This is a genomic window from Rosenbergiella metrosideri, from assembly GCF_022602565.1.
Lineage (GTDB): Bacteria > Pseudomonadota > Gammaproteobacteria > Enterobacterales > Enterobacteriaceae > Rosenbergiella > Rosenbergiella metrosideri.
Genome location: NZ_JALBCV010000007.1, coordinates 42,898 through 57,667, shown reverse-complemented (window position 1 = coordinate 57,667; position 14,770 = coordinate 42,898). Strand labels below are relative to the sequence as shown.

17 protein-coding genes and 1 pseudogene are annotated in these 14,770 nt (G+C 47.3%); 9 read left to right on the top strand and 9 right to left on the bottom strand.

The window, feature by feature from the left end; all coding sequences use genetic code 11:
• Positions 1-2: 2 nt before the first annotated feature.
• Positions 3-619, top strand: a pseudogene (locus tag MKR94_RS08700) (tyrosine-type recombinase/integrase); the annotation flags it as partial.
• Positions 620-832: 213 nt separating this feature from the next.
• On the opposite strand, the gene cpxP reads toward MKR94_RS08700, so the two are convergent.
• The gene (cpxP, locus tag MKR94_RS08695) at positions 833-1,297 is read right to left on the bottom strand and encodes a cell-envelope stress modulator CpxP (RefSeq protein ID WP_241646565.1); all 465 of its coding nucleotides are present in this window, start codon (positions 1,295-1,297) and stop codon (positions 833-835) included.
• 151 nt (positions 1,298-1,448) lie between these two features.
• Between cpxP and cpxR the strand changes: the two genes are divergently transcribed.
• Genes cpxR through trmL form a run of 3 tightly spaced genes read left to right on the top strand, consistent with a single transcriptional unit; the run spans position 1,449 to position 4,029 of the window.
• Positions 1,449-2,147, top strand: a complete 699-nt coding sequence (gene cpxR / locus MKR94_RS08690) for an envelope stress response regulator transcription factor CpxR (protein ID WP_241646564.1) — start codon at positions 1,449-1,451, stop codon at positions 2,145-2,147.
• Positions 2,144-3,520, top strand: coding sequence for an envelope stress sensor histidine kinase CpxA (gene cpxA / locus MKR94_RS08685; RefSeq protein ID WP_241646563.1), 1,377 nt, complete (start codon positions 2,144-2,146; stop codon positions 3,518-3,520). Before cpxR ends, cpxA begins: the two co-directional genes overlap by 4 nt.
• Before the next feature lie 35 nt (positions 3,521-3,555).
• Entirely contained in the window at positions 3,556-4,029 is a 474-nt protein-coding gene (gene trmL, locus MKR94_RS08680; protein ID WP_241646562.1) for a tRNA (uridine(34)/cytosine(34)/5-carboxymethylaminomethyluridine(34)-2'-O)-methyltransferase TrmL, read from the top strand.
• Between the two features lie 19 nt (positions 4,030-4,048).
• Here trmL and cysE read toward each other — a convergent pair whose 3' ends face one another.
• From cysE to MKR94_RS08655, 5 genes are read right to left on the bottom strand one after another with little or no spacing between them, the layout of a single operon-like run.
• A complete protein-coding gene (gene cysE / locus MKR94_RS08675; RefSeq protein ID WP_241646561.1) occupies positions 4,049-4,867 on the bottom strand; it encodes a serine O-acetyltransferase in 819 nt (272 codons plus the stop codon).
• Between the two features lie 59 nt (positions 4,868-4,926).
• A complete protein-coding gene (gene gpsA / locus MKR94_RS08670; protein ID WP_241646560.1) occupies positions 4,927-5,937 on the bottom strand; it encodes an NAD(P)H-dependent glycerol-3-phosphate dehydrogenase in 1,011 nt (336 codons plus the stop codon).
• 5 nt (positions 5,938-5,942) lie between these two features.
• Positions 5,943-6,404, bottom strand: coding sequence for a protein-export chaperone SecB (gene secB, locus MKR94_RS08665; protein WP_241646559.1), 462 nt, complete (start codon positions 6,402-6,404; stop codon positions 5,943-5,945).
• A gap of 36 nt (positions 6,405-6,440) precedes the next feature.
• Positions 6,441-6,695, bottom strand: coding sequence for a glutaredoxin 3 (gene grxC / locus MKR94_RS08660; RefSeq protein WP_092677310.1), 255 nt, complete (start codon positions 6,693-6,695; stop codon positions 6,441-6,443).
• 17 nt (positions 6,696-6,712) lie between these two features.
• Positions 6,713-7,144, bottom strand: a complete 432-nt coding sequence (locus MKR94_RS08655) for a rhodanese-like domain-containing protein (protein WP_241646558.1) — start codon at positions 7,142-7,144, stop codon at positions 6,713-6,715.
• A 238-nt stretch (positions 7,145-7,382) separates the two neighbouring features.
• Here MKR94_RS08655 and envC point away from each other — a divergent pair, with 238 nt between their 5' ends.
• From envC to rfaC, 5 genes are all read left to right on the top strand, one after another.
• Positions 7,383-8,684, top strand: coding sequence for a murein hydrolase activator EnvC (envC, locus tag MKR94_RS08650; protein ID WP_241646557.1), 1,302 nt, complete (start codon positions 7,383-7,385; stop codon positions 8,682-8,684).
• Between the two features lies 1 nt (position 8,685).
• Positions 8,686-9,567: a divergent polysaccharide deacetylase family protein gene (locus tag MKR94_RS08645; protein WP_422047517.1), complete on the top strand. Its 882-nt coding sequence runs from the start codon at positions 8,686-8,688 to the stop codon at positions 9,565-9,567.
• A 109-nt stretch (positions 9,568-9,676) separates the two neighbouring features.
• Entirely contained in the window at positions 9,677-10,606 is a 930-nt protein-coding gene (gene rfaD / locus MKR94_RS08640) for an ADP-glyceromanno-heptose 6-epimerase (protein ID WP_241646556.1), read from the top strand.
• Between the two features lie 19 nt (positions 10,607-10,625).
• Positions 10,626-11,687, top strand: coding sequence for an ADP-heptose--LPS heptosyltransferase RfaF (gene rfaF / locus MKR94_RS08635; protein WP_241646555.1), 1,062 nt, complete (start codon positions 10,626-10,628; stop codon positions 11,685-11,687).
• On the top strand, positions 11,675-12,646 hold the full coding sequence (gene rfaC, locus MKR94_RS08630; RefSeq protein ID WP_241646554.1) for a lipopolysaccharide heptosyltransferase RfaC: 972 nt from the start codon (positions 11,675-11,677) through the stop codon (positions 12,644-12,646). The genes rfaF and rfaC overlap by 13 nt, the downstream gene beginning before the upstream one ends.
• A gap of 209 nt (positions 12,647-12,855) precedes the next feature.
• Here the strand turns inward: rfaC and MKR94_RS08625 are convergent, their stop codons facing one another.
• The 3 genes from MKR94_RS08625 to rfaY all read right to left on the bottom strand — a co-directional run bounded on the left by MKR94_RS08625 (position 12,856) and on the right by rfaY (position 14,767).
• Complete coding sequence (locus MKR94_RS08625; RefSeq protein ID WP_241646553.1) at positions 12,856-13,152, bottom strand: O-antigen ligase family protein; 297 nt, start codon at positions 13,150-13,152, stop codon at positions 12,856-12,858.
• A 97-nt stretch (positions 13,153-13,249) separates the two neighbouring features.
• Positions 13,250-14,050, bottom strand: a complete 801-nt coding sequence (gene waaZ / locus MKR94_RS08620) for a 3-deoxy-D-manno-oct-2-ulosonate III transferase WaaZ (protein ID WP_241646552.1) — start codon at positions 14,048-14,050, stop codon at positions 13,250-13,252.
• The gene (gene rfaY, locus MKR94_RS08615; protein ID WP_241608475.1) at positions 14,051-14,767 is read right to left on the bottom strand and encodes a lipopolysaccharide core heptose(II) kinase RfaY; all 717 of its coding nucleotides are present in this window, start codon (positions 14,765-14,767) and stop codon (positions 14,051-14,053) included. It lies immediately after the preceding gene.
• Positions 14,768-14,770 lie beyond the last annotated feature (3 nt).

The following is a 14,770-nucleotide window of genomic DNA, read 5'->3' as shown; positions in this document are numbered from 1 at the left end:
ATACGATCAACCGGGATATTTAACGCTTATACGGAATGTTGACCACGTTGATAAAGCTGGAAGAGTTCAGGAAGGAAAATCCCTGCAAGGGTTTGGAACCACTGAAAGAAGCACCGCCAGCTATAACCTATCTAGCAAAATCAGAGATCAGTAGGTTGCTGAATACTCTTACCGGCGACGATCGACGTGTAGCACTGCTATGCCTAAGTACCGGCGCACGCTGGGGCGAAAGTAGCACGCTGCGAGGTGAGCAGGTTAATCATGGGCGCGTGACGTTTCTTAAAACCAAAAACGGGAAAAAGCGCACGGTTCCGATATCGGAAGAACTGAAAAAAGAAATCAAGATCAGCGACACCGGGCCACTGTTCTAAGTTGACTATGAAAACTTCTGTGAACGGCTCAAACAGGTTAAGCCCGATTTACCACGCAGACAGGCAACGCACGTACTTCAGCATACGTTCGCAAGCTGGTTCATGATGAATGGGGGAACATTATTGCGTTACAGCAAATTCTGGGGCACGCCAGCATACAACAGATGATGGTTTATGCTCACCTTGCTCCCGATTACCGGCAGCACACAGTAACGTTAAACCCTCTCGGCGGCGGGCTGGCGGTGTGACAATGTTGTCTACATCTTGTCTACACCCGTAACGCTATATCTTTCTTGTAACTGCTTATGGCTGTTGCAAGGAGGATTGATTTATAAAGGATTTTTTCTAAGTACCTGATAAAAAAACCCCTCATCACTGAGGGGGAAGACAGGGATGGTGTCTATGGCAAGGAAAAAGGTATGACATACTACTGGTACTACATTACAGTCAACATGGCATGCTCACTGTAATTCTTTGATATCGCATAATTTATCTATACGATATTCATAATTCTGCTGGACTTGCTTTTTCTGGCTTGACGTTAATAACCCGTAGATTTGATTACGTACATGGGCCATTTCAACTTGAAACTTCACTTGCTCGTCTGCAATTTTTTGCGCTTGATTGCGAACAGCTGTCTCATCAAAATCAGGGGACAATGTTAATTTCTGCATCGCCTTCAAATCGCCGATATCCGTAGTGGAATGGCGAAAACGAAATTGATCGGTCAGATCCCGCATTCTTTGACGCTGCGACTCACTCAGTTCGATACCATCAAACATATGTGATTGGATACGTTGTGTCAGGCTATCATTTGTTGTGCAAGGCTGGTTAATCTCATCTTTACGTGCTGTTTCGACGTTTTGGGCATACCCCGTAGAAACCATAAATAAAGAGGATATCGCGAGAGCACAAAGATGACGCATTTCACTGTTCCTCGTAGCGGTTGTTGTTTGAAGCATTGGGGGGTAGTCTAAGCGAGTTGCTGCAAACATCCGTCAGGGGGTGTAAAACTAAGTAAAGTGATAAACACGTTACCATGGAACAAGGTATTTTTGCTGCCGAAGAGGAGAGATCATGAATAAAATTTTACTCGTTGATGATGACCGTGAACTAACTTCACTGTTAAAAGAATTACTAGAAATGGAAGGTTTTGATGTAACCGTCGCGGGTGATGGCGAGCAAGCTTTATCCTTGATGGACAGCAGCATCGACCTATTACTTTTAGATGTCATGATGCCTAAGAAAAATGGTCTTGATACATTAAAAGAACTCCGCCAACAACATCAAACGCCAGTCATTATGCTGACAGCAAGAGGGAGCGAGCTGGACCGTGTGCTTGGATTAGAACTTGGCGCCGATGATTACCTGCCGAAACCTTTTAACGACCGTGAATTAGTTGCGCGGATCCGTGCCATATTACGTCGTTCAAATTGGAGTGAGCAGCAACAAGTACAAGAAAGTAATTCCCCTACACTCAAAGTCGATGAATTACGTCTGAATCCTGGACGCCAAGAAGCCAGTTTCGATAATGAAGCTCTGGAACTGACGGGAACCGAATTCACTTTACTCTATCTATTAGCTCAACATCTCGGTCAAGTTGTCTCTCGCGAGCACCTGAGCCAAGAGGTACTGGGTAAACGCTTGACGCCTTTTGACCGCGCGATCGATATGCATATCTCTAATCTACGCAGAAAGCTTCCTGAGCGTCGTGATGGGCATCCTTGGTTTAAAACCCTTCGTGGGCGTGGCTACCTAATGGTCTCTGCAACATGATTGCCAGTTTGACTACCCGTATCTTTGCGATTTTCTGGTTAACCTTGGCGCTAGTGCTGATGCTTGTCCTCATGGTGCCTAAGCTCGACTCACGGCAAATGACCTCTCTACTCCCAAGCGAATATCGTGAGGGAGCAATGGTTGAGCAACATATTGAAGCCGAGCTACGACAAGATCCTCCCAATGACCTGATGTGGTGGCGACGTCTCTATCGAGCAATCGATAAATGGGCCCCCCCGGGCCAGCACCTATTACTCGTTACCTCTGAGGGCCGGGTTATTGGTGCACGCCATAATGAAATGCAAATTATTCGGAATTTTATCGGGCAGTCAGACAACGCCGATCACCCTCAAAAGAAAAAATATGGTCGACAAGAGATGGCTGGTCCATTCTCTATCGAGGATGGGGAAGATAATTATCAATTGTATATGATCCGTCCGGCCAGTAGTTCACAGCTCGACTTCGTGAATCTACTGTTTGACCGCCCTTGGTTACTCCTTCTCGTCACCATGTTAATCAGTACTCCCTTACTGCTATGGCTGGCATGGAGCCTTGCCAAACCTGCACGTAAGCTCAAATATGCTGCCGATGAAGTGGCTAGCGGCAACCTACGCCAGCATCCTGAGCTTGAATCAGGTCCCCAAGAGTTCTTAGCGGCGGGTGCCAGCTTCAATCAAATGGTCAGTGCGCTTGAACGTCTTATCAAAGGGCAGCATCGCTTACTTTCGGATATTAGCCATGAATTGCGTACACCGTTAACCCGCTTACAACTCTCGACGGCATTGTTACGTCGCCGTGCTGGAGAAAGTAAAGAATTGGAGCGTATTGAAACTGAGGCGCAGCGCTTAGACGGAATGATTAACGATCTGCTCGACCTTTCACGCACTCAGCATAAAAATGCTTTAATTAGTGAAGTGTTAAGAGCCAACCAATTATGGAAAGATGTTATTGATGATGCACGCTTCGAAGCAGAGCAAATGGGTAAGAAAATGGATATACTCTATCCACCAGGCGCTTGGCCTTTGTATGGTAATCCACACGCCTTAGAAAGTGCTGTCGAAAATATTATCCGTAATGCCCTGCGGTATTCCCACTCAGCCATCAGTATCAGCTTCTCTGTGGATAGAACGGGCTTAACCCTACATGTTGATGATGATGGCCCTGGGGTCGACCCACAAGATCGTGAACAAATCTTCCGTCCTTTCTATCGAACGGATGAGGCGCGTGACCGTGCCTCAGGCGGAACTGGGCTCGGCTTAGCGATTGTCGACACGGTTATTCAACAGCATCGTGGGCATGTCAAAGCTGAAGATAGCCCGCTCGGCGGCTTACGATTAACTATCTGGCTTCCGTTATACTCAGCGAAACAATAATTTGCTATGCTGCGGCTCTCGAAAAGGGAGCCGCCATGATTAATATCGTTTTATTCGAACCAGAAATTCCACCCAATACCGGAAATATTATTCGCCTCTGTGCAAATACAGGGTTTTCCCTGCATATTATCGAACCTTTAGGTTTTACTTGGGACGATAAACGTCTGCGCCGTGCGGGACTGGATTACCACGAATTTACTGCCGTAAAAAAACATGCTAATTACGAGGCTTTTCTCGCAACTGAACAGCCCGAAAGACTCTTTGCGCTGACGACTAAAGGCACCCCTGCCCACAGTGCAGTGAGTTGGCAGGACGGTGACTATCTCATGTTTGGCCCAGAAAGCCGTGGTCTTCCGGCAACAATACTCGACAGCTTACCGCCCCAGCAAAAAATCCGTATTCCTATGGTAGAGAGTAGTCGCAGCATGAATCTTTCAAACTCAGTCGCGGTGGTAGTGTTCGAAGCCTGGCGTCAATTAGGCTATGCTGGCGCACTGTTACGAGAATAAACGCAGCGTAATCTTCGGGTTATATCCCATCACCGTATTCAAACCCCATCGCCCCAGTAAAATGTTGATCCATTTCCATTGAGGGCCTTTGGCTGGTCGGACGACCTACAATTCTTGCAGGAATTCCGGCCACGGTGGTATGTGGTGGGACAGCCATCAATACGACCGATCCGGCTCCAATTTTTGCCCCTTCACCAATCTCAATATTACCTAACACTTTCGCACCAGCGCCAATCATTACTCCCTCGCGGATTTTGGGATGACGATCACCGGAAGTTTTGCCGGTCCCGCCCAGCGTAACAGACTGCAGTATCGAAACATCGTCACTGACTACCGCCGTTTCGCCAATCACGATACCGGTTGCATGATCGAGCATTATGCCACAGCCAATTTTTGCAGCCGGGTGGATATCGACACCAAAAGAAACAGAAATTTCGTTCTGTAGATAGACGGCGAGTGAACGCCGGCCTTCGCGCCACAACCAATGACCAATACGGTAAGCTTGCAGCGCATGGAAACCTTTAAGATAGAGCAAAGGGGTTGAATATTTATCCACTGCGGGGTCACGCTGACTCACCGCCATAATATCGCGAACAGCAGACAAGATCATACCGGGATCTTGGTGGTAAGCTTCTTCGACTATGTCGCGAATTGCAATGGCGGGCATATTGGCATTCGCCAACTTATTCGCCAACATGTAGCTTAAGGCACTGCCTAAGTTGTCGTGCTTTAGTAGCGTGGCGTGGAAAAAGCTGGCAAGCATGGGTTCGCCGGATGCCAGTTCACGTGCTTCAGCGAGAATCGCTTCCCAAATTTGCTCAAGCTCTTCCGAAGACATGACATGCTCCTGATAAAAAACGCCCAAACGGGCGTAATAATTAAATAAAGTAAGCTTACTTACTGACGTGATTCGTCTTTACGTTCTCGTCCCAACAGCGCAATGGCTGCATCTTGAGCGGGTTTACCACAATAAAGCACTTGGTAGATTTGCTCAACGATTGGCATTTCTACCCCAACACTTGCCGCAAGGAGGTAAACTTCTTTAGTATTACGGTAGCCCTCTACAACCTGACTAATCGTTTCTTGTGCTTCTTCAACCGACGTTCCTTGCCCTAACAGCATTCCAAAACGGCGGTTACGTGATTGGTTATCTGTGCAGGTTAATACTAGATCGCCTAAACCGGCCATGCCAGTGAAGGTCTCCGCTTGCGCACCTAATGCCAAGCCTAAACGAGACATCTCCGCTAAACCACGGGTGATCAACGCTGTGCGCGCATTGGCACCAAAGCCCATACCATCTGACATGCCCGCTCCGATGGCGATGACGTTTTTCACCGCACCACCCAATTGCACACCGGTCATATCATTATTACTGTAGACCCGAAAACTTTTACCGCAGTGCAGCTTAGTCTGTAAGTCCATCGCAAATTGCGCATTCTTCGATGCTAAAGCAATTGCGGTGGGCATACCGGCAGCAAGCTCCTTAGCGAAGGTCGGCCCGGAAATGACTGCCAGAGGAATATCGGGACCTAAAATTTCGCGGGCAACATCTTCGAGTAAACGCCCCGTCTCAACTTCTAACCCTTTAGTTGCCCAAACGATACGGGTATCCGGCAGTAACATTGGGGCGATCTGTTTTAATACGTCACCAAAGACATGGCTGGGGACAACAATTAAGAGATCACGACTTTGCGTAACGGCTTCATTAAGCTGGGAGGTTAAGACGAGATTATCAGGGAAAGGGACATCGGACAGGAACTCGGCATTGCAACGTTGTTCACTTAACCGCGCGATATGTTGCAGGTTATGCCCCCATAACGTCACAGGGTAACCGTTACGGGCCAGAGTGATCGCTAGAGCGGTGCCGTATGAACCGGCACCGATAACGCTTACGCTTGCTTCACGCATCGTGATTAAGCATCCTGCGCGACTTCACCACCTTCTTGCTGCTGAAGGTAGTTCATGAAAAGCGCGTCAAAGTTGACAGGTGCTAAGTTTAGTTGCGGGAAGGTACCACGTGAGACTAGCGCAGAGACGCATTCACGAGCGTAAGGGAACAGAATATTAGGGCAATATGCACCTAAGCAGTGGGCCATTTGCGAACCTTCGATTCCCGAAATGGTAAAAATACCCGCTTGCTGAACTTCGCATAAGAAAGCAGTATCTTCACCAACAGTTGCGGTAACCGTTACGCGAAGAACGACTTCATAGATCCCTTCAGAAAGTTGAGTCGATGCCGTATCGAGGTCCAACTTTACATCAGGCTCCCACTCTTTTTGGAAAATTTGCGGGGCATTAGGTGCTTCAAAAGAGATATCTTTGGTGTAAACACGCTGGATCTGGAAAGTCATTTCATTTGGGTTCTGTTCAGACATGGTACTCAATCCTTTAATACAAAATAGAGCCTATCGTTAGGCATTCAGTAGTGGGTCTAGTTGTGCACGCTGCTCCAATGCAAACAAATCATCGCATCCGCCGACATGGAGCTGATCGATAAAGATTTGTGGCACTGTCGTACGCTGACTACGATCTATCATTTCTGCCCGTTTTTCGCTGTCATTATCGATCGCAATTTCGTGGTATTTCACACCTTTTTGATCCAACAATGCTTTTGCACGATGGCAAAAAGGACAGGTTTGTTTGGTGTAGATATCAATGGATGCCATAAAAGCCTCTTTAGAATCTATTTGCCACGGACTAGTGGAAGGTTTTCACTACTCCAACCACTAATACCATCCTTTAATACAGATACTTTTTCGAAACCTGCTGCGTTAAGTTGTGCTGCAGCCTCTCCGGCACTCTGTCCCGTTGCACAAACAACGATCACTGGCTGAGATTTGTACTTTTCGAGTTCGGAAAAATTGCCTTTCTTAATGTCGTCACTGCTCACTTGGAGCGCACCAGAGATATGGCCACGGCGAAAATCATCACGCCCACGCACATCTACCACAACAGCATTTTCTTTATTAATTAAATGGGTGGCTTCGCCCCGCCCGATTAACTTAACTTTAGAAAACAGGCCTTTGAAAGTAGTAAAAATCACTAATACCAGTAATACCACCCAAGCCAGGCTTAAGATAAGGTGATTGTGAACGAATTCCATAATATCTTGCATAAGAAAAACAACTCCGAGAACGATCTAATATAAATGTATCCGCGCAGTGTTGTGACACTGCGTAGTCGGGACAACATTGTAAAATGGGAATTATCTACTGTAATAACCTTAGACTGGCCCTTTCACACTGCCGAATTCTTACCTATTATCTGATTATGCCATTATTATAGGCTGTACACTATAAAACCCGAGCGTTACTCTGGTAACCTGTGAAACATCATGGAATAATCTCAGCCTTATGACGGAAAAAAAGCGTTTCACTCTATCTTTTTCAGCTCGGCATAATACGATTTTGTCACCGCAATTTCGCCGTTTACCGCTGACGTCCAGCCTGCTCCTCTGTGCGGGCCTATTGACCTTACCCATTTCTGGCTATACTGACGATAATCAATCGGCGCTCCGATCGATTCAACAAGATATTGCGGCCAAAGAGCGCAGTGTTCAAGCACAAAAACAGCAACGCGACGAATTATTGGGTAAGTTAAAGAGCCAAGAGATACTCATTGCCCAAGCCAGCCGGCAATTACGTGAGACACAACTCAATCTAGATAGCATTAACGGCGATATCCAAGAGCTGACGGACTCTATTGAAGAGCTTATCCGTTCTCAAGCTCATGAAGAAAAGGTGCTCGCGGCCCAGCTTGATGCGGCTTTCCGTCAGGGGCAACATAGCGGTATTGAGCTTCTACTCAGTGGTGAAGACGGTCAACGTAGTGACCGAATGCTGACTTATTTCCGTTATTTAAATACTGCACGTCAAGAAAACATCGAGTCATTAAAACAGACCCGTGCCGATTTAGCCGATAAAAAATCGCAGCTCGAAGTGCGCCAACAGCAGCAACAAGCGCTGTTCAGCCAACAAAAAGCGCAGCAAGATCGATTGCAGGCCGCTCAAAGTGCTCGGCAAAAAACCTTACAACAATTGAACGCATCATTACAGAGAGATCAAGCCGACCTCGCCGAAATGCGACAGAACGAAAACCGACTACAAAACCAGATCGCCCGAGCCGCGCAAGAAGCTAAAGCTCGAGCAGCTCGCGAGGTGAGAGCTGCAGAACAAGTCAAACAACGCCAAGCACAAGCCCAAGCTAAAGGCTCAACCTACCGTCCTACCGAAGGTGAGAAAGAACTGATTGCCCGCACAGGCGGTTTGGGTAGGGCCAATGGCCAATACCCTTGGCCGATACATGGCCGTCTTATTCATCGTTTTGGTGATAATTTACAAGGTGAACTACGCTGGAAAGGTTTGGTTATTGGTGCAGCGGAAGGCACTGATGTTCGCGCGATTGCCGATGGCCGCGTCTTAATGGCCGACTGGTTACAAGGTTACGGCCTTGTCGTCGTGATTGAACACGGTAAAGGTGATATGAGCCTCTATGGTTATAATCAGAGTGCCTTAGTGAACGTTGGTCAACAGGTAAGGGCCGGGCAACCTATCGCGCTAGTCGGGAGCAGTGGCGGGCAAGGTTCTCCCGCACTTTACTTTGAAATTCGACGCCAAGGACAAGCCGTTAACCCATTAAGCTGGCTAGGAAGATAATGTGCGAAAATTATTTCACTCCCTTATTTCTTTTGGTTTCCTAACGTTCGCCTGTTCAACCTATGCAGGACAGTTAGCCCTGGTTATCGACGACTTTGGATACCGTCCCACGGAGGAGCATAAAGTGATTGCTCTTCCTAATACTATCTCTATCGCTGTATTACCTGATGCCCCGCATTCCCGTTCGATGGCCACCCTCGCCCACCAAGCGGGTCATGAGGTGCTGATTCATCTGCCGATGGCACCGATGAGCAAGCAACCCCTTGAGGTGAATACATTGACCCCAGAAATGAGCCTTACTCAGGTGCAAAGTATTATCGAGCATGCTATTCGCCAAGTACCCTATGCGGTAGGGTTGAATAATCATATGGGGAGCCGGATGACCTCCAGCTTACCTGCGATGCAAAAAGTCATGAGCGTACTGAACCATCATCAGCTCTATTTTCTCGACAGCGTGACCATTGGTAATACCCAAGCCGTAAATGCCGCACGAGGCACTTCCGTGAAGGTGTTGAAGAGAAATGTCTTCTTAGATGACACACAAAATGAAGCGGATATTCGCTACCAATTTCAACGTGCGGTTAAGCTCGCCCAACGTAATGGTTCGGCTATCGCCATTGGGCATCCCCATCCCACTACGGTAAAAGTTCTACAACAGCTTCTACCTACCCTGCCCGCTGATATTCAATTGGTGAAATTGAGTCAGTTACTTAATCGTTCAGCAGCAACCCCCATTACCCACGCATCGCCACCGCCAAGACTCACCGCGCATTGTCCTCGTACCCAGCCTCTGCACCAACTTCACCCAGCAGAAGGCGTAATGATCATTTATACGTCCGTGCGCGACAGCCAATTCATACACAACATTAAAGCATTATTCTAAATTAGGCCGCTAATTCGGCGGCTTACTGCCATCCTCCGGTGAAGATGGTATGATTTAAGGTAGTTAACTCGAATAGTGCTCGAGTTTCGTCTTAATCGAAAGGTGATTTATGATTATTGTAACTGGTGGTGCCGGCATGATCGGCAGTAATATCGTTAAAGCGTTAAACGATCGCGGCCATAACGATATTTTGGTGGTGGATAACCTCAAAGATGGCACTAAGTTCATTAATCTCGCTGATCTTGATATCAGTGATTACATGGATAAAGAAGAATTTTTGATGAGTATCGTGGCCGGTGATGATTTAGGGCCGATTGAAGCTGTTTTCCACGAGGGCGCATGCTCTGCAACCACCGAGTGGGACGGCAAATACATGATGGACAATAACTACCAATACTCCAAAGAATTACTGCATTTTTGCTTAGAGCGTCAAATTCCCTTCTTATATGCCTCCTCAGCAGCCACTTATGGCGGAAGAGACAGAGATTTTATTGAAGAGCGCCAATACGAATCGCCACTCAACGTCTATGGCTACTCTAAAATGCTGTTCGACCACTATGTAAGAAGTATTCTTCCTGAAGCTGACTCACCGGTATGTGGATTCCGCTATTTTAACGTCTATGGTCCCCGCGAAGGCCATAAAGGCAGCATGGCCAGCGTCGCCTTTCACCTTAATAATCAAATTAACCAAGGTGAAAATCCGAAGCTTTTTGCCGGTAGCGAACAATTTAAACGTGATTTTATCTATGTTGAAGATGTCGCTGACGTGAATCTCTGGTGTTGGGAAAATGGCGTTTCAGGCATTTTCAACTGTGGTACAGGCCATGCCGAGTCATTCCAAGTCGTGGCTGATGCCGTACTGGCGCATCATCAACAAGGTGAAGTGGAATATATTCCTTTCCCGGAGAAGCTTAAAGGTCGTTATCAAGCTTACACTCAAGCCGACCTGACTCGCTTGAGAAAAGTAGGGTATACCAAAACCTTTAAAACCGTGACTGAAGGCGTAAGCGACTATATGCGTTGGTTGAACAAACCTTAAGAAAGTGGAAGCCTTATCGATGAAAATATTAGTGATTGCGCCATCATGGGTCGGTGACATGATGATGTCGCAAAGCCTGTATCAAACGCTGAAAGCACAATGGCCACACGCGATAATTGATGTCATGGCCCCTGCATGGTGCAGACCACTACTGGCGAGAATGCCGGAGGTTAATCAAGCGATAGCCATGCCGATTGGCCATGGAAGCTTGGCATTGGGCGACCGATACCGACTCGGTAAGGCGTTACGTGATAATCACTACGACCACGCTTACGTTCTTCCCAACTCTTTTAAATCAGCACTTATTCCTTGGTTTGCAGGAATAAAACACCGTACGGGCTGGCTAGGTGAGATGCGTTATGGCTTATTAAACGATCACCGTCGTTTAGATAAAACAGCGTTTCCTCTGATGGTCGAACGCTATATCGCTTTAGCTTACCAACAGAATAAAGTCACTCGCGCAGCAGACTTACCAAAACCGCTCGCACGGCCAGCACTGGTTGTGTCAGAATGCGAAAAACTTGAAACAGCGGCCCTCTTTAGCCTACATGCTGATCGTCCACTCATCGGCTTCTGTCCAGGGGCAGAATTCGGGCCAGCCAAGCGTTGGCCTGACTATCATTATGCTGAACTCGCTAAACAGCTGATTGCAAAAGGCTACCAAATCGCACTCTTTGGCTCAGCCAAAGACAATGAAGCCGGTGCTGAAATCATCGCACGATTAACGCCTGATGAGGCGGCACACTGCACAAATTTAGCGGGTAAAACTGAACTTGATCAAGCTGTCGTCTTACTCGCACAATGCCATGCGGTAGTCACTAATGACTCAGGATTGATGCATGTTGCGGCGGCGCTCAGGCGACCGCTGGTCGCACTATACGGCCCAAGTAGTCCAGATTTTACACCGCCTCTCACTGATAGCGCCCGTATTATCCGCTTAATCACCGGCTATCATAAAATTCGCAAAGGTGAAGGGGAGCAAGGCTACCATCAAAGCCTGATCGATATTACCCCAACGCAGGTCTTCGCGGAGTTAGAAACGTTGTTAGCCACGGTCCAGGAGCATGAATGCGAGTCTTAATCGTCAAGACTTCCTCCATGGGCGATGTTATTCATACGCTGCCCGCACTAACGGATGCACTAAAGCAGATTCCGACCATCCGTTTCGACTGGGTCGTGGAAGAGGGCTTTAGCCAAATCCCCACTTGGCATCAGGCTGTCGATCGTGTCATACCGGTAGCCATCCGGCGCTGGCGGAAAAATTGGTTTCGTCGCGATATTCGAGAAGAGCGTCAGCGCTTCACCCAGCAACTGCAGAGTGTTCATTATGATGCGGTCATTGATGCTCAAGGCCTGATCAAAAGCTCAGCCTTAATTACACGTAAAGCCTTAGGTATCAAGCATGGGTTGGATTGGCAGAGTGCCCGCGAGCCTCTTGCCAGTTATTGGTACGACCGAGGTCATCGGCTGAGTAAGCAGCAACATGCGGTGGAGAAAATTCGGGCGCTATTCTCAGCAAGCCTCGGTTACCCCTTACCCGAGAGCCCTGGGGATTATGCAATTGCCCAACATTTTATCAACGCCCTCCCCGCGGATGCTAATCACTATCTCATTTTCTTACACGCAACAACGCGTGACGATAAACATTGGCCAGAAAGCGCTTGGCAAACGTTAATAGACTTAGTGGTGGCGCAGGGTCTTAACGTGAAATTACCTTGGGGTTCTCCACTAGAGCAGCAGCGTGCGATACGACTCGCGGAAGGCCGCCCTCAGGTTGAGGTGTTACCGAAGCTCTCCCTCAGTGAGGTCGCGACACAGCTTGCTGGCGCGAGAGGAGTTGTTTCAGTCGATACGGGTCTCAGTCACCTTACCGCGGCGTTAGATCGTCCGAACATTACCTTGTACGGGCCCACAGACCCATTGCTGATCGGCGGATATGGTAAGAATCAATATATTATTAAGGGCCAACCCACTGGTAAAATGAGTGAAATCCAGCCCAGCGAGGTACTCAAGAAACTCACCGATATTGGGTGTATCTAATACTTAAGGCCTCCGCTGAACTCATCAGGAGGCCTTATCATTATTTAGTGTTTGGTTTGCACGGTTCGTCTCGAGCTTAAAAACATTCCCATTAAAAACGCTGAGGCGATAGCCGTTTGGAAAATGAAGGTCTCTTCAACCCAACCTCTTACAAATAAATCGGTAAACACCGAAGAACTATAACAGTAACGGATAAGATTTGCGGAACGTCAATAGCCTTTAAATGCTGTAATTAATAAGACCAGTACTACACTGACCGCTACAAATAGCCCCAAGACCCCGCCAGCAAACCAGTTAGAGAGGAAGAAATTATGTGGCCCGATAGGCTCACGGAAAAACCACTGCTGATATTGCGGTAAGTTATTGGCATAGGCTTTAAGATAGACCTTATCACCAATACCCGAGCCTTTCACAGGATGCTGCATAATCATATCCCAAGCCGCACCTTGCGTCCCATTTCCAAAACGATGGCTACTTGAGGTCTGTTCTAATTTATAAGTGAGCACTGACAACCTGTCATGGAACTTCACAAAGAGCCCATTCCGCACACTGCAACAATAAGCGTCACCAGTAGAGGGAGGATTCAAAAGGTGGCGAAGCCACCTATTGATCGCGTGATTCGCCCTCTTCACCCACTTGTTCGACCAAAGGAATAATGTCGTAAGGAATCGCTGTTGTAGTGGAAAGCGTAAAGATCGGCGGGTTGACCTTCTCTCTCATAAAACGTAACACCGCAATGATTTTCTGCGTATCTTGGCTTATCTCTGAAGGCATTACCGCCTCACCCGGACGGTCATAAAAACGTTGTCCACCCGACGTTAAATCGAAACCCGCGCAAATAATTTTAGGATAACCTAAAGAGTAGGCTAACTGGATAGCGGCATAGGCGACCGTTTTACAGTTACAGTAGCCAAGCGTAATATCCTTAGAAAACCCCTTCATTCTTTTCTTTCTTGAGAAAGGAACATCGATCATAACACTCGGATGCCGCGCGCAAAAAAACGCATATTTGAGTTTCTTTATAGGCCCCGACTTTTCTCTTTTATAGAGTTCTTTCAAAATAAAGCAGCGTTCAGCGAGCCAACGCTGTAAGTCGCTGGGAGCGGCATCGAAGACTTCCTGGTTGATAAACGTAAAGGTCGCTGCGGTGACATGCCGCTGAAAGGCTTCAAAACGCTGCGTTGCAAATCGACCATCGGTCACCAAGTAGATAAAGGGTTTAATCCCCTGATCCAGTAAGTAGCCCGCCGACCCATTGACCGCGATAATATCCGTGGCGCGTAACCGCGAAAGCGGAACCTCAGAGGCCGAAGGTCCGGAGAGAAAGAGAAGGCACGTTGTGTGCCTTCTTTGTTCGCGTAACTGAGCAAGTTGCGCTCGGGAAAAAAATGAGATGGTAGCCACTTATACTGAGCGCCCAATCAAACGCCCCTTGAAGGCCTTAAATTTTTTACGAAATTGCGACTTACGTTTTACCCATTGGTAAGAGAAACCACGATGAAAATTACTGATCCCGAAGTGTCTTTCTAAGTCGATAAAATCCTTAGCGGCACGAAAGCGGGAGTAGTTTTTACCCGATAAATCAATGACTCTTACCCGCCCGTTCGATAGCATAAAGTTCTGCTTGTGCGCATCATCAAAAATAACCTGATGTTGATGTAAAACTTTAACGCTTTCCAACACTTCAGACTTAATCTCTTCGGTCAATTCGCCTTTCGCCGCCAGAATATCCATTTCTACACCCGGGATATATTCGATGATCATAATGAATCGGCTCGCAAAGTTGAAGATTTTGGTCTCAGCGAGAAGATGAAAATCGTTGGGGAAAGTCACCTGTCTTTCGCGAAGCATTGCGGTCTGCTTGAACAGCGTTAAGTAGTAATCGCCACGGAAAAAAGACTTTAAAAAACGCTCATTCCGCTTTTCTTTAGGTGTAAACACTTTCAAGACATAAAGCCTGCCGTCTTTTTCGACTAAGCTGACTTTGGTATCAGGGATACTACGAAATACTTTCAACGTCGTTAAGCGAGAATGAAGAAAATCATCCAACATGTTGATGAAAAATTGATCATCACCGTTCGTGTATACGGTGTAGCCTGCAAGTTTGGATTGAGTAACCATAGC